The following is a 20,059-nucleotide window of genomic DNA, read 5'->3' as shown; positions in this document are numbered from 1 at the left end:
AACGGCGACCGAACCTGCAAGATCGCTGGACCGACCCCGGACCCAGAGGGCCCGGGGTCGGGGTTGGGGTCAGGGTTTTGGGGGTCGTGTTGACGTTGCGGGGCCTTGGCGGCTTTAACCCAGGCGGGCCTCGATGGCGTCGATGATGCGCGGACGCAGTTCGGCGGCGCGGATGACCGCGTCCACCGAGCCGACCTCGACCGCACGGTGGATGTTGTGCACCCGGTCGAACTCCGCGGCGACTTCGCTGACCTTCTCCGCGCGTACCGCCGAGCGCAGCTCGTCGAGTTCCGCGGTCAACGCGGCGCGTTCGGTGCCGGCCGAAGCCGCCACGCGGGCCTCCAGCTCCCGCACCCGCGGGTCGGTCGCCGCACGGGTGTTGACGTCGGCCGTGAACACCACCGCGGCGGCCGGGGCGCCGCCGAGCACCGAGGCGTACGAGCCTTCCAGCGCGAGCACGGTCATGGTGGGGTTCAGCGCCTTCGAGAACACCACGAACGCGCCGCCGTGGTAGCGCGAGATCACGCAGAAGACGATGGGCCCGCGGAAGTTGACGATGGCCCGGCCGATCTCGGCGCCGTACTCCAACTGCAGCTTGCGCATCGACTCCGGTGAGCCGTCGAAGCCCGACAGGTTGGCCAGCACCACCAGCGGCCGGTTGCCGCTGGCCGCGTTGATCGCCCGCGCGGCTTTCTTCGACGACATCGGGAACAGCGTGCCGGCCGTGTACGTGTCCGGGCCGTCGGTGGGCGGGAAGCCGCGCCGCGGCACCGACCGTGACTCGATACCGAGCAGACACACCGGGATGCCGCCGAGGTGGACGTCCTGCACGACCGAGGTCTCCGCGTCGGCCATACCCGCCCAGCGTTCCAGCACCGGGTGGTCCTGGTCGGACAGCGCCCGCATCACCGTCCGGATGTCGAACGGCTTCTTGCGGTCGGGGTTGGCCTCGGCGGAGAAGATCTCGCCGACGGTGCTGAAGGCGCTGCCCGCCACGTCGTGCGGGAAGGTCGAGATGTCGCGGTCCGTGGGGTCGGTGGTGACCGCCCGCCGCGGTGCGTCCTCACCGGGCGCGACGTACGTGTGGTCGTAGTGGGACATCAGCACGTCCTGCGCGGCGGTCAGGTTCGGCGCCCAGTACTGCGCCTGCCCGTTCGGCCCCATCACCCGGTCGTAGCCGCCGATGCCGAAGTTGTCCTCGGCGGACACCCCGCCGGAGAAGTCGAGCGCCTGCTTGCCGGTGAGCACCATCGTCGAGTCCGGCGTCATCACCAGGATGCCCTTGGTGTGCATCAGCATCGTCGCCTCGGCGTTCCAGTACGGCTGCGCGCCGACGTTGATGCCTGCGACCACGATGTTGATCTCACCGCCGTCCTGGGTGAACTCGACGATCCGCTTGAGAGCGGCGGCCACCCAGTCCATGTTCTCCGTGCCCGTGGTCATGGAGATCCGGGCTCCGGAGGACAGCGACCACCACTCCAGCGGCACCCGCATCTGCTCGGCCAGGTCCAGTGCGGCGATAACGCGCCGGCACTCCGGCTCCGACAGGGCGCCCAACGATTTCGTCGGGTCGCCGAGCAGCACCACCCGGTTGACACCCTGCGGATGCCGCTCGGTCGGCGTGGTGACCACCCCTGCGACGATCGCGGCGCGGTTGCGGCCCTTCGGCCGGTCCACCGGCACCAGCGCGTGGGCGTCGTCGAGGTCGTGCTCGACGAAGTCACCGAGCCGGTCGCTCAGCTCGTACGGGTACACGGTGTTGCGGCTGCTCGCGCGCAGCACCTTCAGCCGGTACTCGTCGAGCGGCTCTACCGGCTCGACCGGCGGCTCACCGACGGCCAGCTCGGCGCCGCCCGAGGCGTCGAACGAGATCCGTACGGCGATCTTGGTCAGCTCGCCGGTCCGGCGGTCGCGCTGCCGCGCGATGAACAGGATCTCCTCCAGCCCGGCGCCCACTGTCGTCGGGCGTACGCGCCCGGCGATCATCTCCATCTCCTCGCGGGTGAGCTCGCTCGGCGGCCAGACGTAGACCACGATCCGGTTGGTGTTGAAGCGCGTCTTCGACGGTCGCCGCGACTGGGCGCGGCGGATCGAGTCGAGGCAGGCGGCGATGGCGTCCTCGGTCGTCGGCAGCGCGACCAGGCGGCCGTCCTGCTCGCGAAGCTCGGTCAGGTCACGCACCTGCGCGAACGCGACGAGGCGCTCGTCCGCCCGGTTTTCCCGCGCCACGCACTGGAAGAGGTAGACCTCCTCGTCGGACGACGGCAGCCGGGTCAGGTCGAACTTGTGCAGCCGCTCCAGCTGCATCCGCTGCGCGATGTACGGGTGCAGGCCGCGGATCAGCCGGTCCTCGCTCAGCTGAGTGCCCGATGGGCGGAAGGTGAAGTGGTGGTGCATCACCGCGCCACCGCGACCCGCGACGGTGGTGGTGACCCGGCGAACCTGGGGCGGCAGCGGGTGCGCGGAGATGACCTCGGCCAGCGCGGCCGCCATCGCGTCGAAGTCCCCCGGTTGGTTCTCCCAGCCGAGGTAGATGTCGGCGTCGACGGAGTCCTCGCCGCCGGCCAGCTCGGCCAGCCCGCGCAGGGCGCTGCCCAGCGCGTCGAAGCTCACGGCGGCGGAGACCACACTCGAGTCGGCCCGCTCGGCGACCACGAACGTGCAGCCCGCGACCTCGTTGGTGCGTACGCTGGTGAGGGCCTTGTTGCCGTAGTAGCGCCGGGTCAGCACCTCCAGCATGACCGCGTTGTCGAGGTGGTCGCGGACGAGCCGCTGCCCGAGCAGCCGGACCAGTGGTTCGGTGCTGCGTACCATCTCGGCGATGCGCTCGGCGCGGTCCGCCGCGTCCGGGTGGGCGTCCAGGTGCCGTAGGTGCCCACGGACCTCGGCGTAGACGCGGGCCCGGTTGCGGCGCAGCAGCGGCTGGGCGAACCAGGCGAACACCACGCCACGGGCGAGGTCGGCGACCGCGGGGAAGCGGACCTGCGTCGCGGCGATCAGCCGCTCCAGCGCGAGGCCGGCCGGCTCGCGCAGCGTCTCGTCCGGCGGGGTCTCCCGCAGCCACGCGCGCAGCAACGTCGCGATGACCGTGGCGTCGGCGGACGCGCGTTGCTGGGCGAGGAAGATCCGGAAGACGGCGGCTTCGAGGGCGGGGGAGCGCTCCAGGTCGGTGACGCCGTACTGGCCGAGGGCCTTGGCGAGCTTGGTCTGGAAGGCATCCGGCAGCCCGGCCCGCTCGACGTCGAGGCTCTGCAGGTAGGTGTGGAAGTACTCCCGGGCGCTGTGGGCGTGCGAGGCCCCGCCGTCCTCGCCCGTCGGCCGGTTGCGGCTCAGCTCGGCGAGGTCGGCGAACACCTCGATGAGGTCGAGTTCGGCGGCCAGTGGTCGCTGCCCGGCCTCGGTGGCAGCCCGCCGCGCGGTGAGGTAGCCGTCGAGCACCCGACGGTCGTCGTGCGGGTCGACGTCGAAGCCGAGCAGCAGACCGCGCAGGTCCTCCTGACCGCGCCTGCTGCGCGCGTACGCCGGGATGAGCTCGGCGGCGGTGGGTAGGTCCAGTTCGACCGTTTCGACGGCCGGGTCGTCCGCGGTCTCGTCGGCCTCGTCGGCGAGCGGCTCCAGCCGCAACAGCGGCGCACCCGCCTCCACCTGGCTGCCCACGGAGACGGCGCACTCCTTCAGCCGCGCTTTGAACGGCGCACGCAGCACCGTCTCCATCTTCATCGCTTCCAGCACCAGCACCGGTGCGCCCGCCTCGACCTCGGCGCCGACCTCCAGCGGAGTGGCGACGACCAGCGCGGGCATCGGGGAGCGGAGGACGCCACCCTCGTCACGGCTGACCCGGTGCGTCACGCCGTCCACCTCGACCAGATGGGTCGGCCCGTACGTGCCGGTGAGCAGGCGGTACCGGATGCCGTTGACGACGATCTGGCCGGTGTGCCGGTCGAAGCGGTCGAGATCGACGTCGGCGGTACGCACGACGGCACCCGCCTCGATGCTGACGCGGAACCGGTGAGCGCCGACCCGCGCGACCCGCGTGCGGTAGTCGGCACCGCGCAGCTTGAGGTCCAACGGTCGGCCGCTGGAGTGCTGGACCTGCGGGCGCCCGCCGGACGCCGTCGACAGCAGCCGCTGCCGCTCGACGCGCTCCTCCTCCTCGTACGCCTCGATGGCGGCGGCCGCCAGCGCGACGGCGGAGTGGCGGTGCGTGACGAGTCGGCCCTCGCCGCGGACGCGGTCGATCCAGCCGGTGTCCGCGCTGGCGTCGATCACCTCGGGCTGGTCGAGCAGGTCGAGCACGAAGCTCTTGTTCGTCGCCCCGCCCTCGATGATCACCGTGGTGTTCGCCATCGCTCGACGCAGCTTGCCGAGCGCCTCGTCGCGATCACGGCCATACGCGATGATCTTCGCGATCATCGAGTCGAAGTCGGCCGGGATGGTGTCGCCCTCGCTGACGCCGGTGTCCACCCGGATGCCCGGGCCGCTGGGCAGGTCCAGTCGCGCGATGCGGCCCGGCGACGGCGCGAAGTCGCGGTCGGGATCCTCGGCGTTCAGCCGGGCCTCGATGGCGTGCCCGCGTTCCAGCGGCGGTTCACCGTCGAGCCGCCCGCCCGCTGCGACGTGCAGTTGTGCCTTGACCAGGTCGAACCCGGTGGTCAACTCGGTGATCGGGTGCTCGACCTGCAGGCGGGTGTTGACCTCGAGGAACGCGAACAGTCGATCGCCGGGGTGGTACAGGAACTCGACGGTCGCCGCACCGCGGTAGCCCACTGCCAGGGCCAGCCGCTCGGCCGACGTCTTGAGCTCGGCGGTCTGCGCCGGGTTGAGCACCGGCGACGCGGACTCCTCGATGACCTTCTGGTTACGTCGCTGCACCGAGCAGTCGCGGACGCCGAGCGCCCACGCGGTGCCCTGCCCGTCGGCGATCACCTGGACCTCGACGTGCCGGGCCCCGGTGACCAGGCGCTCCAGGAACACGATGCCGCTGCCGAACGCCCGCGCCGCCTCCTGGCTGGTGCGCTCGTAGGCGTCGACGAGTTCGGCCTCGTTCCTGACCACACGGATGCCGCGCCCGCCACCGCCCGCGGTCGCCTTCAGCATGAGCGGGTAGCCGACCTCGGCCGCCGAGGCCCTGGCGGCGTCCAGGGTTTCGACGGCACCGCGGCTCCACGGCGCGACCGGCACGCCGACCTTCTCGGCGATGAGCTTCGAGCCGATCTTGTCACCGAGTTGGCGCATGGCGTCCGCGCTCGGCCCGACGAACGTGACACCGATCTTCTCGCACAGCTCGGCGAACGCCGGGTCCTCGGCGACGAAACCCCAGCCGACCCAGGCGGCGTCGGCCCCGGTCTCGGTCAGGGCGCGCTCCAGCACCGCCAGGTTGAGGTACGGGCGGGCCGATGCCGGCCCGAGATCGTAGGCGATGTCCGCTTCGCGGACGAAGGTGGCGGTGCGGTCGACGTCGGTGTAGAGAGCGACGGTCTCGATCTGGATGCCGGTCTCCGCGGCCAACTCGCGGACCGCGTGGATGAGCCGCATGGCGGCTTCACCACGGTTGACGATGGCGACACGGTTGAACACCCGACTGACCCCTTAGCTAGACCTCGACCTGCGTGCCGGGAGACGACGGCTCCCAGCAGTGATCACCTTTCCGTCTGGCGGCTGCCAGCGCTATGGCGCAACCACCGAACCAACCGTCCCTCAGTTGTAGGAAGTGCACAAAAGTTTTTGGCTATCGCGCGCGGCGACCGGATCTTGCCCGGTTTCCGACGTCGACGCACCGGCGTCACCTGGCTCGAGCACAGTCGCCGTACGGGAGCCAGGGTAGGCCGCAGCCACCGCCCCGCAACAACCCGTCCAACGGTACGGAGCGAGCGGTCGCCAACGGCATCGGCATCTTCGTGGGCCGTCACTGATCGGTCGACCGAGCACGGATTCGCCCCGCCTGGCGCACATGTTGCTCAGCTGAAGCGGCCACCGCCTGGCCGCTTCGACTGCAACTGTCGCCCCGTGCCAGACAATGGGGACGACCGGAAGGACCCGATGACCGTTCTCGACACCCGGGCGCTCAACCGCGCGACGCTCGCCCGGCAGATGTTGCTCGAACGCGCCGACCGGCCGGTCCTCGACGCGGTCGCCCACCTCGGCGGCCTACAGGCCCAGGAGCCGCAGGAGCCGTTCGTCGGGCTCTGGTCGCGGCTGCGCGCGTTCGACCCGGCGGTGCTCTCGAGCCTGCTGACCGAGCGACACGTGGTGCGGACCCACCTCATGCGCCGCACCGTCCATCTGCTCGCCGCCGCCGACGCCATGGCCTGGCGAACCCGCCACGACACCATGCTGCGCCAACGGGTGCTCGGGGTCTACCGGAGCGAGCTCGACGGAGTGGACCTCGACGAACTCGCCGCGGCAGGCCGGTCGGTGATGACCGACGGTGAGCCCCGCTCGATGACCGAGATCGGGCGGGCGCTCGGCGAGCGCTGGCCATCGGCGGGGCCCCGGGCGCTGGGCGAGATGGCGATCGCGCTCCTCCCGATGACGCAACTGCCGCCGCGCGGCGTGTGGCGTACGAAGGCGGGCGTGCGCAACGCCCTGCTCTCCGTCTGGTTGGGCCGGGAGATCGACCGGTCGGCCCCGGAGGGTTCCGACCCCGTCGGCCAGGTGCTCGTCCGGCGCTATCTGGCCGCGTTCGGTCCGGCAGCCACGGCCGACCTGCGCGCCTGGTGCGGCCTCGCCGGCTTGCCGGCCGCCGTGGCCGCGATGCGCGAGGAGTTGGTCACCTTCCGCGACGAGCGCGGCCGGACGTTGATCGACCTGCCCGACGCACCGCGCCCCGACCCCGAGACACCCGCCCCGGTGCGGTTCCTGCCGGCGTTCGACAACGCGATCCTCGGCTACGACGACCGCAGCCGAATCATCGACGACGCCCATCGCGGCCTGTCCGTGGCCGGCGAGCGTGTGGTGCTGGTCGACGGCCGCGTCGCCGCGACCTGGGGAGTCGAGTCGAACACCGTGACCGTCAGCCCACTGCGGGGTCTCTCCCGGGCCGAGCGCACCGCCGTCGCCGAGCAGGGGGGCGCACTGGCGTCGTTCCTCTCCGACGACGAGAGCGACCGGGTGCGGGTCGCTCCGTCTCCCCGGTGAAAGGACCCGGGAGATCCGGCCCGGGGAGACGGAGACGACCGCAGCGGACCGGTCAGTCGACGATCGGCGGTGCGGTCCTCGCCGCCTCGGCGAGTGCTGCCGCCGCTCCGGCGTACGGGTTGTAGCTGTAGGCACGCGCCAGGCCGGCCGGCACCGTGAAGTAGTCGGCTGACAGCTTCGCCGGGTCGCTGGCGATCTCGCCCCGCGCGGGTACGTCGTTGCCGTCGTCCCAGCCCCAGGGTGCGTTGGCCGAGTTGGTCGAGCAACTCCAGGTGCCGACGCCGCAGTCGCCGGTCGTGTCGCCGGCGAACGTGCCCAGGCTGGCGAACAGGCTCGGGTTGGACCGCTGGGCCCACAGGCCGCCGGCGGCGAAGATGTCGATCAGCTGATACCGCACGTCGCGGTCGTTGCCATCACTCGGCGTCTCGGCGACGGTCGACGGGTAGTAGACCAGGCCGTCGCCGTTGATGTTGTTCTGTGGGTATGCCTTCAGGCCGTGGCCCTGAGCCTCCTGTGCGGTCACCGGATGCTGGAACGTGTCGTGCGGTGACGCCTGGAACTGCAGGGTGCCGTCGACACTCTCCCGGCCACTGGTCCAGGTGCTGCCGGCCGGGGTGTACGAGTAGAAGTCGCTGTGCGCGACGGTGACGGCCGAGCGCAGGACGCCGTACGCCGAGCCGTCACGCTCGATCGCGAACAGGGCACCCTCGCCGTCGTTCTCGTGCTCGGTCTCGAAGAACGGGTGGTCGGTCCAGTCACGAGGGTGGAAGAAGAGGTACGTGATGTACCAGTGGGTGCTCGTCTCGACGACGGAGTAGTAGGCGTGGGCGGCGAGTGAAGCGCCAGCCTGGCCGGCCCGTTCCCAGTTGTTGCGTCCGTTGAGGTCGCCGTCAAAGTCGACCTGGGTGATGTAGTCCGATCGGCCGCCCAGAGCGTGGCTGCCGGTGGCATCGACGTCCTGGTAGTGGATGGGCGCCCAGCGGAGGGCGAGTTCGGCCCTGCTGACGGCGGCGCCAGCGGGCGCCGGTGCCGCGAGTGGGGCAGCCGCCAGCACTGCCGCAGCGCCTGCCGCGATCAGTGCCCTCGCCACCCGGGGTCGCCGAGTCGTGCTGCTTCTGTCGAGCATGGTGTGCTCCCGCGTCCGATGTGATAGACCGTGATGAATCATTCTCGGCCCGGACGCCCGGCGCGTGTCCGTCCGGCGAAGAGAAGACGGACGATGTTCGACAGGATCACGTCTTCCTTGTATTGATGTTTGTCGAATGCGATGCTGTGGATCGGTCGTGCTCGGGAGCCAGCGCGCACCAGATCTTCTCCGGTCCACAGGGCGCACGAGGTGGCCATGCCACCCGTGCCGGGCAGCCCTCGTCGACGGCCGGAAACCCGAGTGCGGCACCGGCTACCACCTCGGTCCTCGGTGCCCGGTAACCACGGAGGCACCGATGCTTCGCATGTTCCTCGCTGTCACGACCATGGCGCTGGCCGCCTGGACCGGGACAACCAGCGCCGCCGAGGCGACGCCAACTTCAACCCCGTCGGCCACTCCAACGCCGTCGCCGTCACCGACGATGACCTGCCCGCCGGCGTTGCCGATCACCGGTAGCGTGACCGGGGCCACCACCACGAGCGTGACCATCTCGTACGCGATCTTGTTCAGCCCGCCCTGTGGCTACAACCCGCCGATGACCATCAGCCTCTTCGCCAGCCGCGAGGACGCCCAACGGTGGCAGGCTCCGGTGGCCGAGGCAGTCTCCGGGCCGGAGCGCAACGGCTCGGTGACCATCGGCCGGCTGGTGCCGAACACGGAGTACTGGTACCGGTTCAGCGACGCCGAGGGCCGGCGGGATCCGTACCTGATCTCATCGGCCCGGACCGCGCCGCTGGCTGCCTGCCGCGCGACGGCGACCATCGACGCCCGCTGGGGCAGCGGTTTCGTCGTCACGACCACGGTCCGCAACACCGGGGCGCAGCCACTCGACAGCTGGCGCGTCTCCTGGCGGTGGTCCGGCGACGAGCGCGTCCAGACGGTCTGGGGTGGGGCGGCCGAGACGGTCGGTGCCGACGTTACGGTCCGCAACGCCTCGTACAACGGGACCCTGGCGCCGGACGGTGTGGCGACGTTCGGCCTGCTGGTGGCAACCAGCGCGGTACCCGACGGGCTGACCCTGACGTGCGACCGGTGAACGGCGTCCGCCCTGCTCCCGCCGTAGCGGCGAGAGCAGGGCGGACTCGCGTCGGTCAGGGCTTGCGGGCCACGGCGCCGTAGGCGTCGATCCCGGTGGCGTCGGCGTCGTCCGGTCGCCACAGGGGGATCGGCACGAGGCCCGGCTCCACCATAGTCAGGCCGGAGAAACAACTGCCGAGGTCCTCCGGGCTGCGCAGAATGTACGGAACGCCGCCACTCTGCGCCAGCCGGTCGGCGCCGGAAACCACCGCTGGGCTGGTGTTGGTGCCGTCCCACAGCACCAGGTGACTGCCGGACGGCATCGCGTCCATCGTCGTCCCGACAATCGAGCGCACCACGGCCAGGTCGGGCTCGTAGCCCAGCACGCCCATGTACATCACGGCGATGGGCTGGTCGAAGTCGAGCGTCTGCGCCGCCTCGGCGAGAATCTTCTCCGGGTCGTGGTAGTCGGCGGGCACGTAGGTGGTGACGCCCTCCGACGTCGTGCTGGCCAGCAGCGCCCGCGCGTGCACCAGCACCATCGGGTCGTTGTCCACGTAGACGATCCGCGAGTCGGGCGCGATCCCCTGGGCGACCGCATGCGTGTTCTGCATGGTGGGCAGGCCGGTGCCGATGTCCAGGAACTGCCGGATGCCCGCCTCGGCGGCGAGGTAACGCACGGCCCGTACCAGGAACACGCGTGACTGCTGCGCCATCAGGACGATCTCCGGGTAGACCTCGGCGACAGCGTCGCCGGCCGCCCGGTCGGACTGGAAGTTGTCCTTGCCGCCCATCCAGTAGTTCCAGATCCGCGCCGCGTGCGGCACGTCGGGCTGAAGCTTCGCGGCGAGTTCTTCGTCCGGGCCGGCCATGCCAGGCTCCTATCGAGGGGTCGACAGCTGGAGGTCCATCACTGCGGTACGCAGCCGGATCGTACTCCGGCCGGGTCCACTGTCGACCCTGGGTTGGTGGCCCCAGATGCCTCGATCCGCCCCGAGGGCTTGAAATCCTACCTTGTTGGTAGGAAAATCGACCGCATGCTGCCCGTTCGCCTGTTCACCTCCCGCCGGGTCGTCGACCTGATGCGGGTCGCCGCGCAGCTCTGTCCCGGCGAGCCCATGCCGGCCTGAACGGGCCGCCCCAGCCCTCGCCTGCCCGGCTTCCCGCAGCCGGAGCGCGACCGGCTTCCCCGCATCCCGCCGGCGCGGAGGTGCACCTCGTCGAGAGGACCTGTCTTGAGTATTGATGCCGCATCGCCCACCGCCGCGGATTCCCGGCGCGAGTTCGACGAGGACTGGCAGGAGTGGCACCGACGCCACGAGGAGGCTCGGGCCGACCCGCACGGCTTCCTCGCCGTCACCGGTCTGCACTGGCTCACCCCGGCGCCGCAGCGGTTCCCCGACCTGCCGGGGGAGTGGCACACCGGTGCTGGCGGGCCGGTGGTCGCTCTCGGTGCTGACGAAGAGCTCGTCGTCGACGGCCGGCGGGTTCGGGGCCGCCACGAGTTCGGGCCGATCGCCGAGCGTGCCGGCAGCACCGTGGGCATCGACGGTGGCGTGCTGGAGGTGGCCCGCCGGGGTGGGCATGACATCCTCCGCCCCCGACGACCGGACCACGCGCTGCGCCTCGGCTACCGGGGCACGCCGACGTACCCGCCCCACCCGCGCTGGGTCGTGAGTGGGCGATTCGTTCCGTTCGACAGCCCGAGGCCGACCACGGTCGGCGCGGCGGTGGAAGGGCTCGAGCACGTCTATGACGCACCCGGTCGGATCGAGTTCACCGTCGACGGGGTGCCGCTGAGCCTGACCGCCTTCGACGGCGGGAGGCCCGGGAGTCTGTCGGTGCTGTTCACCGACACGACGTCCGGGGTCACCACCTATCCGGCCAACCGGTCCCTGGCGGTCGGCGCGCCGGACGAGCAGGGCCGGGTGACGCTCGACTTCAACCGGGCCACCAACCTGCCCTGCGCGTACACCGACTTCGCGACCTGCCCGTTGCCTCCGGCGGAGAACCGGCTGCCGATCGCCGTCGAGGCCGGCGAGAAGACCCCGTACGAGCGGCTGGCGGGCGATCCCGCCGACCATTCGTAGCCCCTCAGGACCAACCCCTCCGGAGGATCGCCATGACCCAGTCCACCGACGCCCCGATCGACGCCGACAGCGACGCGCTGCGGACGTTGCTGCGCCATCAGGCCAGCACCGTCACGGTGGTGACCGCTCCCGGATCGCCGGCGGTCGGCTTCACCGCCACCTCGTTCACCTCGGTGTCGCTGGCGCCGCCGATCGTCTCGTTCTGCCTGAACCTCGGTTCGTCGAGCTGGCCCGCGGTGGCCCGTGCCCGACATGTGGCAGTGCACCTGCTCGCCCACCATCAGCAGGCGCTGGCCCGAACCTTCGCGACAAGCGGCATCGACCGTTTCGCCGCTCCCACCCGCTGGCGGACCGGCCCGGAGGGGGTGCCGATCCTCGACGACACCCTGGCCTGGCTGCTCTGCCGGGTCGTCGACCGGGTGACCGTCGGCGATCACGCCGTGGTGCTGGCCGAGCCGGAGGTGCTCCGGCATGCCGACGTCGGTTCGCCGCTGCTGTACCACCGGGGCCGCTACGCCGGGCTGGCCGGCGACCAGAACGCGACGACCCGCCGACCCGCCGCCTGACCCTTGCGGTCGCCTGCCCGTGACGGGCCGGTCCACCGACCAGACGCAATTCCTGTAAACCCTATAGGTCTAGTAGGGTATCCGTCAACGCATCGACGTCCCCGCGTGCGATAGCCGACATCCGGCAACGGATTCGTTGACACCACCACCGGCGGAAGGTGGACTCCTGTCATGTCCAGCGAGCTGCGGCTGACGATCCGCGGCCACATCGACTTCGGTCGGGTGTGGTCGAGTTCCTGTCTGGCCTGACCCGGCACCCACGCCCGTAACCCGGCCCGCCGCATCGGCCTGCCGAGGTGAGGCGCACCGCCGCGCCACCACCGCACCGACACCGTCACCGGCCCGCGCCCACGCGCCGGGCCGGGTGTCGGCATACCCGCTTCCGCCTGCCTGGACAGGAGATTCCACCATGCCCGCGTACCGCTTGCGAACCCTGGCCGCCGCCGCGCTCGCCCCACTGCTCGCCGTCGTTGCCGGCTGCTCCACCGGCACCACCCCGGCTGCCGAGGCGGCCGGCCAGCCCCGCTCCGGCGGCACCCTCACCTGGGCCGTGGAGACCGAGCCGATCACCCTCAACCCGCACCAGTACGCCCAGGCCAAGGCCCGCCTGCTGGTCTGGAACACCTTCGAGTCCCTGCTCACGTACGACCAGCAGGGCAAGCTGGCGCCCTGGCTGGCGACCGGCTGGCAGGTAACGCCGGACGCGCTGTCCTACACCCTGACGCTGCGCGACCGGGTCACCTTTACCGACGGCACGCCCTTCGACTCGGCGGCCGTCAAGGCCAACATCGACAAGCTCCGGGAACCCGGGTACGCCCCGGGCGTCGCCGCCGTTCAACTGCGCAACCTCAAGGCCGTCGAGGCCGTCGACCCGCGCACCGTACGGCTCGTCCTCAGCGCGCCGGACGTGCTCATCCTCGACTTCCTCGCCTCCCCGCAGGGCGCGCAGATCTCCCCGACGTCGCTGCGCCAGGCGAAGAACCTCAAAGCCGGTGGGATCGACGTGGTCGGCACCGGGCCGTTCGTGCTGGACCGCTACGTCCCCGGCCAGGAGCTGCACTACCGACGCAACGCCGGCTACGACTGGGCGCCGCCCACCGCGACGCACACCGGACCGGCCTACCTCGACGGGATCACCTACCGGTTCCTGAAGGAGTCGGCGGTGCGCGTGGGGGCGCTCACGTCGAGCCAGGTGCAGCTCATCGAGGGGGTGCCCGCAACGGACCAGCCGCTGGTCACCGGCAACCGGACGCTGCGCCTGACCCGCGAGCTCAACTCCGGATCGGCCTACTCCTACTACTTCAACACCTCCCACGCACCCTTCGACGACCTACGGGTCCGGCAGGCGTTCCGGGAGGCCGTCGACGTCGACACCGTGTTGACGTCGGTCTACCGCGACACCGCCACCCGCGCCTGGAGTGTGATCAGCCCGTCCAGCCCGCTCTACGACAAGCGCCTCGAAGGCGGCTACAGCGGCGATGCCGCCAAGGCGAACACCCTGCTCGACCAGGCCGGCTGGGCCTCCCGGGACGCCGACGGCTACCGGGTGAAGGGCGGCAAGCGGCTCACCGTACGGCTCGTGCAGTCGGCACCCTTCGTCCGCGACCGCCGCGACGTCCTTGCCCAGGCCGTCCAGGCCGCCGTCAAGCAGAGCGCCGGCATCGATCTGAAGGTCTCGCTGGTCGACCAGGGCACCGCCACGGAGGCGTTGCAGCGCAACGAGTACGAGGTCTTCGACAACTCTCGTGCGGACACCGACGCCGGTGCCGCACTGAACCTGCTGCTGCACTCGAAGGGCGGCATCAACCGCACCCAGGTCAACGACCCGCGGATCGACCAGCTCCTGGAATCCGGTCAGGCCACCGCCGAACCGACGAAGCGTGCCGGCATCTACGCCGACCTGCAGCAACAGGTCGTCGCCGAGCAGGCCCTGGTGCTGCCGCTCTACGCCCCGGCCGACCAGATCGCCGCCAGCGTCGGCGTCGGCGGGGTTCGTTTCGAGCCCACCGCCGGGGTGCCCGCCAGCGCGTACGACCTGTGGATCGGCAAGTGACATGAGCCGCCCACCCGTTCGTGTCGTGGCCCGCCGGCTCGGCGCCGGCCTGGTCGTCCTCTGGGTCGCGGCCACCGCCGCCTACCTGGCGCTGCTGGCCGCCCCCGGCGACACCGTGGACAACATCATTGGCGACGGCGCGGACACCCCGCAGATCCGCGCCGACATCGTCACCGAGTGGGGTCTGGACCGGCCGGCCCTCGTGCAGTACGTCGACTACCTCCGACGGCTCGCCGGCGGCGACCTGGGTCGCTCCTACCTGCTGCAACGCCCGGTCGCGGAGGTGATCGGCGAACAACTCGCCCCCACCCTCGCCCTCGCGGTCGCCGCCGCCGGGCTCGGGGTGCTGCTCGCACTGCTCATCGCCGTGGCCACGGCCGGGGACCGGCGGCCGTTTCTGCGCCGGGCCAGCTCCGGAGCCGAACTGCTGCTGGTCTCCACCCCGCCGTTCCTGATCGGGCTCGTGCTGCTCAGTGTGCTGTCGTTCCGGTTCGGGTTCTTCCCGGTCTCCGGCGACCAGGGGATCGCCGCGCTGGTGCTACCCGCCGTCACCCTCGCGCTGCCCATCGCCGGGCTGCTGGCTCAGGTGCTCCGCGACGGGCTCGACCGCGCTCTCGACGAGCCGTTCGTGCTCACCGCCCGATCCCGGGGTGTCCGGGAACGCGCGGTGCTGGTCCGCCACGCGCTGCGCCACGCGCTGCTGCCGGCCGTCACCCTGGCCGGCTGGCTCTTCGGCATCCTGCTCGGCGGCGCCGTCATCGTCGAACAGGTCTTCGGACGGCCCGGCCTCGGCCAGGTCACCCTCACGGCCGTCTCCACCAGGGACATGCCGGTGGTGCTGGCCGTGGTCACCCTCTCGGCCGCCGTCTACGTCGTCGTCAACACCGCCGCCGACCTGGCGTACCTGCTGGTCGACCCGCGTCTGCGAAGGAGCTGACCCCGATGACCGTCACCCTGGGCCCCCCGCTCACCGACGCCCCCGCGCTGACCCTCGCCGACCCGGCCCGCCCGGCCGTACGCCGACGGGCTCGGCCGCGACCCGGCCCGGTCGCCGCCGGGGCGTACCTGATCCTGCTTGTCGTCGCCGCGGCCTGGCCGACGGCGCTGGCCCCCGGCGATCCGCTCGCGGCCGACCCGCTCGCCGTGCTGAGCCCGCCCGGCGCGGCGCACTGGTTCGGCACCGACCACCTCGGCCGCGACGTCTGGACCCGGGTGGTGCACGGCGCCGGCCACTCGCTCACCATCGGTGTGGCCGCCACCGCGATCGCGGTGACCGGCGGTGTGCTGCTCGGCCTGCTCGCCGGCCTCGCGCACCGGGTCGCCGACGAGGCGCTCAGCCGCACCCTGGACGCGCTGTCGGCATTTCCCATGCTGCTGCTGGCCCTGCTGTTCATCGCCGTGGCCGGCCCCGGCACCGCCAGCCTGATCGTCGCCATCGGCGTCGCCACCCTGCCCCACCACGCCCGGGTGGTGCGCGGTCAGACGCTGGTCGTCCGCCGCTCGGGCTACGTCGAGCAGGCCGTCACCTTCGGCCAGTCCCGGGGCCGGCTGGTGGTGCGGCACGTGCTGCCCAACGTGGTCGGCCCGGTGCCGGTGCTCGCCGTGATCGGGCTCGGCGAGGCGGTCCTCGCCGCCGCCGGGCTCAGCTTCCTCGGCATGGGCCCGCAGCCGCCGTCGCCGGAGTGGGGCGCGATGCTCTCCGAGGGACGCAACTACCTCCAGGTGGCCTGGTGGATCAGCATCCTGCCCGGCCTGGCGGTCACCGCCACCGTGGTGTCGTTGACCGTCGTCGGCCGGCGCTGGCAGGCCCGCTTCGACGGGCGGAGGCACTGATGGCCCCCCTGGTCGCGGTCGAGGACCTGCATGTCGACTTCGACACCCCGACCGGCCGGGTGGGCGCGGTGCGCGGGATCAGCTTCACCGTCGAGCGCGGCGAGTGCGTGGCCGTCGTCGGGGAGTCCGGCTCCGGCAAGAGCGTCACGGCCCGTACGTTGGTGGGTCTCGCCGGCCCGGGCGCGCAGGTCCGCGCCACTCGGCTCGAACTGGCCGACCAGGACGTGCGCGGTTATCGGCCACGGGATTGGCGGCGGGTCCGTGGCCGGCTCGCCGGGCTGGTCCTCCAGGACGCGCTGGTCTCCCTCGACCCGCTGCGTACGGTGGGCGCCGAGATCGGCGAGGTGCTCACCACCCACGACATCGTCGGGCGCCGGGAACGGGCCGGCCGCGTCAGCCACCTGCTCGACCTGGTCCACCTACCGGAGCCGGAGCGTCGGGCCCGGCAGTACCCGCACCAGCTCTCCGGCGGGCTGCGGCAACGGGCCCTGATCGCCTCGGCCATCGCCGGGGAACCGGCGTTGCTCATCGCCGACGAGCCGACCACCGCGCTGGACGTCACCGTGCAGGCCCAGATCCTGCGGCTGCTCGCCGAGCGGCGGACCGCCGGAGTGAGTCTGCTGCTGATCAGCCACGACCTGGCGGTCGTCGCCCAGGTCGCCGACCGGGTCCTGGTGATGCGGGACGGTCGGATCGTCGAGCAGGGCCCCACCAGCCAGCTGCTGCGGGCCCCGTCGCATCCGTACACCCGGCAGTTGCTGGCCGCGGTGCCGTCGGCGACGTCGCGGGGCCGCCGGCTCGGCCCCGTGGCCGAGGCGGCGCGGACCGCACTGCCCGCCCGGCCCGAGGTCCGCTCCGACGACACGGTCCTCGACGCGGGCGGGCTGACCAAGAGGTACGGCGACCACACCGTGGTCCGGGACGTCTCCTTCTCCATCGCTCGGGGCGAGACGCTCGGCCTGGTGGGGGAGTCCGGCTCCGGCAAGAGCACCGTCGCCCGGATCGTCGCCGGTCTGCTCGACGTCGACGCGGGCACCGTCACCTTCGAGGGGACGTCGTGGGCGGGGAGCCCGGAGCGGATCCGTCGCCCGTTGCGGCGCAGACTGCAGATGATCTCCCAGGATCCGCTGAGCTCCTTCGACCCCCGCTACACGGTGGGGCGGGTCGTCGCGGAGAACCTCGACCCCGACGTCGGCCGGTCGGACCGGCGCGACCACGTCGTCGACCTGCTGCGCCGCGTCGGTCTCGGCGTCGACCTGTTCGACCGGCATCCCCGGCAGCTCTCCGGCGGACAGCGGCAGCGGGTCGCCATCGCCCGCGCGATCGCGCCCCGACCAGCCCTGATCATCTGCGACGAACCGGTCTCCGCCCTCGACGTCTCCGTCCAGGCCCAGGTCCTCGACCTGCTGGCCGACCTGCGTGCCACCGACGGCACCGCCCTGCTCTTCATCTCCCACGACCTGGGTGTGGTGCACCACCTCAGCGACCGGGTCCTGGTCATGCACGACGGCGCGGTAGTGGAGCAGGGCCCGGTCGGTGACGTCTTCACCTACCCCCGACACGACTACACGCGGTCCCTGCTCGACGCGCTGCCCACGCTCGTCACCACCGGCCGACCGTAGGAGGAACACCCATGACCGAGAAGACCCTGCACCTGGCCGTCGCGCTCGATGGTCTCGGCTGGCATCCTGCCGCCTGGCGGCTCTCGTTGGCCGACGCGACCGCGCCCCTGACCGCCCGCTACTGGAATGCTCTCGCCGGCGAGGCCGAAGACGGCGCACTGGACCTGCTCACCATCGAGGACAGCCTCGACCTCCAGACGTCGGGGCCCGACGGCCCCGATGGCCGTGTCGACCAGCTTCGGGGACGCCTCGACGCGGTGCAGATCGCGGCCCGGCTCGCCCCGCTGACCCGGCACATCGGGCTGATCCCGACCACCAGCACCACCCACACCGAGCCGTTCCACCTCTCCACGGCGGTGGCCACGCTCGACCACGTCAGCGGCGGGCGAGCCGGTTGGCGGCCCCGGGTCTCCGCACGGCAGGCCGAGGCCGGGCACTTCGGCCGCCGTGAGATCCCGCCGCTGGACCTGGCCCGGCTCGACGAACCGGAAGCCGTGCGGATGGTCGGTGACCTCTTCGCCGAGGCCGGCGACGCGGTGGAGGTGGTCCGCCGGCTCTGGGACAGCTGGCAGGACGACGCCGTGATCCGAGATGTGCCGACCGGCCGCTTCGTCGACCGGGAGCGGCTGCACTACATCGACTTCACCGGTCGGTGGTTCTCCGTCAAGGGCCCCACCATCGTGCCCCGGTCCCCGCAGGGACAGCCGGTCGTCGCCGCGCTGGCCCACTCGTCGGTGCCGTACGCGTTCGCCGCCCGGCACGCCGACATCGTCTTCGTCACCCCGACCGACACCGAGCACGCCGCCGCGATCGTGGCCGAGGTGCGGGTGGCCGAGGTGACCGTCGGCCGGACCGACGCGCCGCTGCGCGTCCTCGCCGACCTGGTGGTGCTGCTCGACGAGACACCGACGTTGGCCCGGCACCGCAGGACCCGCCTCGACGAGCTGCACGGCGAGGAATTCACGTCGGACGCGGCCATCTTCACCGGCACTCCGGGACAGCTGGCCGATCTCCTCGCCGAGTGGCACCGGGCCGGAGTGGACGGTTTCCGGCTGCGACCCGCCGTGCTCCCCGACGACCTGACCGCGACCACCCGGGCACTGGTGCCCGCGCTACGGGATCGGGGCCTGTTCCGCGCCGGCTATCCCGGCGGGACCTTGCGTGACCTGCTCGGCCTGCCCCGACCGGCCAGCCGCTACGCCGTCGCGGCGACCGCCTGAGCTGAGGAGACCATCATGCCCAAGCAGATCATCCTGGCCGCGCACTTTCCCGGCGTGAACAACACCACCGTCTGGAGTGACCCGGCCTCCGGCAGCCAGATCGATTTTTCCTCCTTCGTCCACCTGGCCCGGACAGCCGAGCGCGGCACGTTCGACTTCCTCTTCCTCGCCGAGGGTCTGCGTCTGCGCGAGCAGCGGGGCCGCATCCACGACCTGGACGTGGTCGGCCGCCCGGACACGTTGACCGTGCTCGCCGCGCTCGCCGCCGTCACCACCCACCTGGGGCTGGCCGGCACACTGAACACCACCTTCCGCGAACCGTATGAGCTGGCCCGGCAGTTGGCCAGCCTGGATCACCTCTCGGACGGGCGGGCCGCCTGGAACGTCGTCACCACCTCGGACACGTTCACCGGGGAGAATTTCCGTCGCGGTGGCTACCTCGACCGTTCGCTGCGCTACGACCGGGCCGCCGAGTTCGTGCGTACCGCTCGGGAGCTGTGGGAGTCGTGGCCCGCGGAGGCCATCGTGGGCGACCGGGACGGCGGCCGGTACGTCACGGAGGCCGACCCCGGCGGCTTCGCCCACCACGGCGACCAGTTCGACATCGCCGGGCACTTCACGGTGCCCCGCAGCCCTCAGGTGCACCCGGTGATCCTCCAGGCCGGCGACTCTCCCGACGGGCGTGAGTTCGCGGCGTCCAGTGCCGACGCGATCTTCTCCCGACACGGCACGCTCGACGCCGGCCAGGAGTTCTACCGGGACGTGAAGTCCCGGCTGGCCCGGTACGGCCGGCAACCCGACGACTTGAAAGTGATCCCCGGGGTCACCTTCGTCCTCGGGGACACCGACGCCGAGGCGCAGGAACGCGCTCACCACATCCGCCGACAGCAGGTCAGCCCACAGACCGCGATCCTGCTGCTGGAACAGCTCTGGAACCGGGACCTCTCCGGGTACGACCCCGAGGGCCCGCTGCCCGCCGAGGACCCGGACGTCTCCGGCGACGCGATCAGCCGGGGCCGCGCCGGCATGTATCCCGATCCGGTCGACACCGCGCGGCAGTGGCGGGTCCTGGCCGAGGAGAAGGGACTCGGCATCCGCGACCTGATCATCGAGGTCACCGGCCGGCAGTCCTTCGTCGGCACTCCGCAGCAGGTCGCCGAGCGGATGAACCACTTCGTGCAGTCGGACGCCGCGGACGGGTTCATCCTGGTGCCGCACCTGACCCCGGGCGGGCTCGACGAGTTCGTCGACCAGGTCGTTCCGCTGCTGCAGGAACGGGGCGTCTTCCGCACCGAGTACGCCGGCAGCACCCTGCGCGACCACCTGGGCCTCAGCGCCGCCCGCCCGGTCACCCCGGTCGGTGCCGTGTGACCG

At 71.7% G+C, this 20,059-nt stretch carries 13 protein-coding genes; 10 read left to right on the top strand and 3 right to left on the bottom strand.

The window, feature by feature from the left end; translation table 11 throughout:
- Nucleotides 1-114: 114 nt before the first annotated feature.
- On the bottom strand, nt 115-5,577 hold the full coding sequence (locus PCA76_RS20255; RefSeq protein ID WP_272612033.1) for an ATP-binding protein: 5,463 nt from the start codon (nt 5,575-5,577) through the stop codon (nt 115-117).
- 462 nt (nt 5,578-6,039) lie between these two features.
- On the opposite strand from PCA76_RS20255, the gene PCA76_RS20250 reads away from it, so the two are divergent.
- Nucleotides 6,040-7,137: a winged helix DNA-binding domain-containing protein gene (locus PCA76_RS20250; protein WP_272612032.1), complete on the top strand. Its 1,098-nt coding sequence runs from the start codon at nt 6,040-6,042 to the stop codon at nt 7,135-7,137.
- A 52-nt stretch (nt 7,138-7,189) separates the two neighbouring features.
- Here the strand turns inward: PCA76_RS20250 and PCA76_RS20245 are convergent, their stop codons facing one another.
- Nucleotides 7,190-8,263, bottom strand: coding sequence for a hypothetical protein (locus tag PCA76_RS20245; RefSeq protein ID WP_272612031.1), 1,074 nt, complete (start codon nt 8,261-8,263; stop codon nt 7,190-7,192).
- A gap of 316 nt (nt 8,264-8,579) precedes the next feature.
- Between PCA76_RS20245 and PCA76_RS20240 the strand changes: the two genes are divergently transcribed.
- Nucleotides 8,580-9,320, top strand: coding sequence for a cellulose binding domain-containing protein (locus PCA76_RS20240; protein WP_272612030.1), 741 nt, complete (start codon nt 8,580-8,582; stop codon nt 9,318-9,320).
- Nucleotides 9,321-9,375: 55 nt separating this feature from the next.
- Here the strand turns inward: PCA76_RS20240 and PCA76_RS20235 are convergent, their stop codons facing one another.
- The gene (locus PCA76_RS20235; RefSeq protein WP_272612029.1) at nt 9,376-10,173 is read right to left on the bottom strand and encodes an SAM-dependent methyltransferase; all 798 of its coding nucleotides are present in this window, start codon (nt 10,171-10,173) and stop codon (nt 9,376-9,378) included.
- A 363-nt stretch (nt 10,174-10,536) separates the two neighbouring features.
- On the opposite strand from PCA76_RS20235, the gene PCA76_RS20230 reads away from it, so the two are divergent.
- From PCA76_RS20230 to PCA76_RS20195, 8 genes are all read left to right on the top strand, one after another.
- On the top strand, nt 10,537-11,391 hold the full coding sequence (locus tag PCA76_RS20230; protein WP_272612028.1) for a DUF1684 domain-containing protein: 855 nt from the start codon (nt 10,537-10,539) through the stop codon (nt 11,389-11,391).
- Nucleotides 11,392-11,423: 32 nt separating this feature from the next.
- Nucleotides 11,424-11,957 carry a flavin reductase family protein gene (locus PCA76_RS20225; RefSeq protein ID WP_272612027.1) on the top strand — a complete coding sequence of 178 codons (534 nt, stop codon included), beginning with the start codon at nt 11,424-11,426 and terminating at the stop codon, nt 11,955-11,957.
- 409 nt (nt 11,958-12,366) lie between these two features.
- Nucleotides 12,367-14,010: an ABC transporter substrate-binding protein gene (locus PCA76_RS20220; RefSeq protein WP_272612026.1), complete on the top strand. Its 1,644-nt coding sequence runs from the start codon at nt 12,367-12,369 to the stop codon at nt 14,008-14,010.
- A 1-nt stretch (nt 14,011) separates the two neighbouring features.
- Complete coding sequence (locus tag PCA76_RS20215; protein ID WP_272612025.1) at nt 14,012-14,947, top strand: ABC transporter permease; 936 nt, start codon at nt 14,012-14,014, stop codon at nt 14,945-14,947.
- Nucleotides 14,948-14,952: 5 nt separating this feature from the next.
- Nucleotides 14,953-15,843, top strand: a complete 891-nt coding sequence (locus tag PCA76_RS20210) for an ABC transporter permease (RefSeq protein WP_272612024.1) — start codon at nt 14,953-14,955, stop codon at nt 15,841-15,843.
- The gene (locus PCA76_RS20205) at nt 15,843-17,465 is read left to right on the top strand and encodes a dipeptide ABC transporter ATP-binding protein (RefSeq protein WP_272612023.1); all 1,623 of its coding nucleotides are present in this window, start codon (nt 15,843-15,845) and stop codon (nt 17,463-17,465) included. The genes PCA76_RS20210 and PCA76_RS20205 overlap by 1 nt, the downstream gene beginning before the upstream one ends.
- 11 nt (nt 17,466-17,476) lie before the next feature.
- The gene (locus PCA76_RS20200; protein WP_272612022.1) at nt 17,477-18,685 is read left to right on the top strand and encodes an LLM class flavin-dependent oxidoreductase; all 1,209 of its coding nucleotides are present in this window, start codon (nt 17,477-17,479) and stop codon (nt 18,683-18,685) included.
- A gap of 15 nt (nt 18,686-18,700) precedes the next feature.
- Complete coding sequence (locus PCA76_RS20195; RefSeq protein ID WP_272612021.1) at nt 18,701-20,056, top strand: NtaA/DmoA family FMN-dependent monooxygenase; 1,356 nt, start codon at nt 18,701-18,703, stop codon at nt 20,054-20,056.
- The last annotated feature ends 3 nt before the right edge of the window (nt 20,057-20,059 follow it).

Source organism: Micromonospora sp. LH3U1 (assembly GCF_028475105.1).
In the GTDB taxonomy this organism is placed as follows: domain Bacteria; phylum Actinomycetota; class Actinomycetes; order Mycobacteriales; family Micromonosporaceae; genus Micromonospora.
Note: the sequence above shows the minus strand (reverse complement) of the source record. Positions and strands in the feature narration are given on the sequence as shown.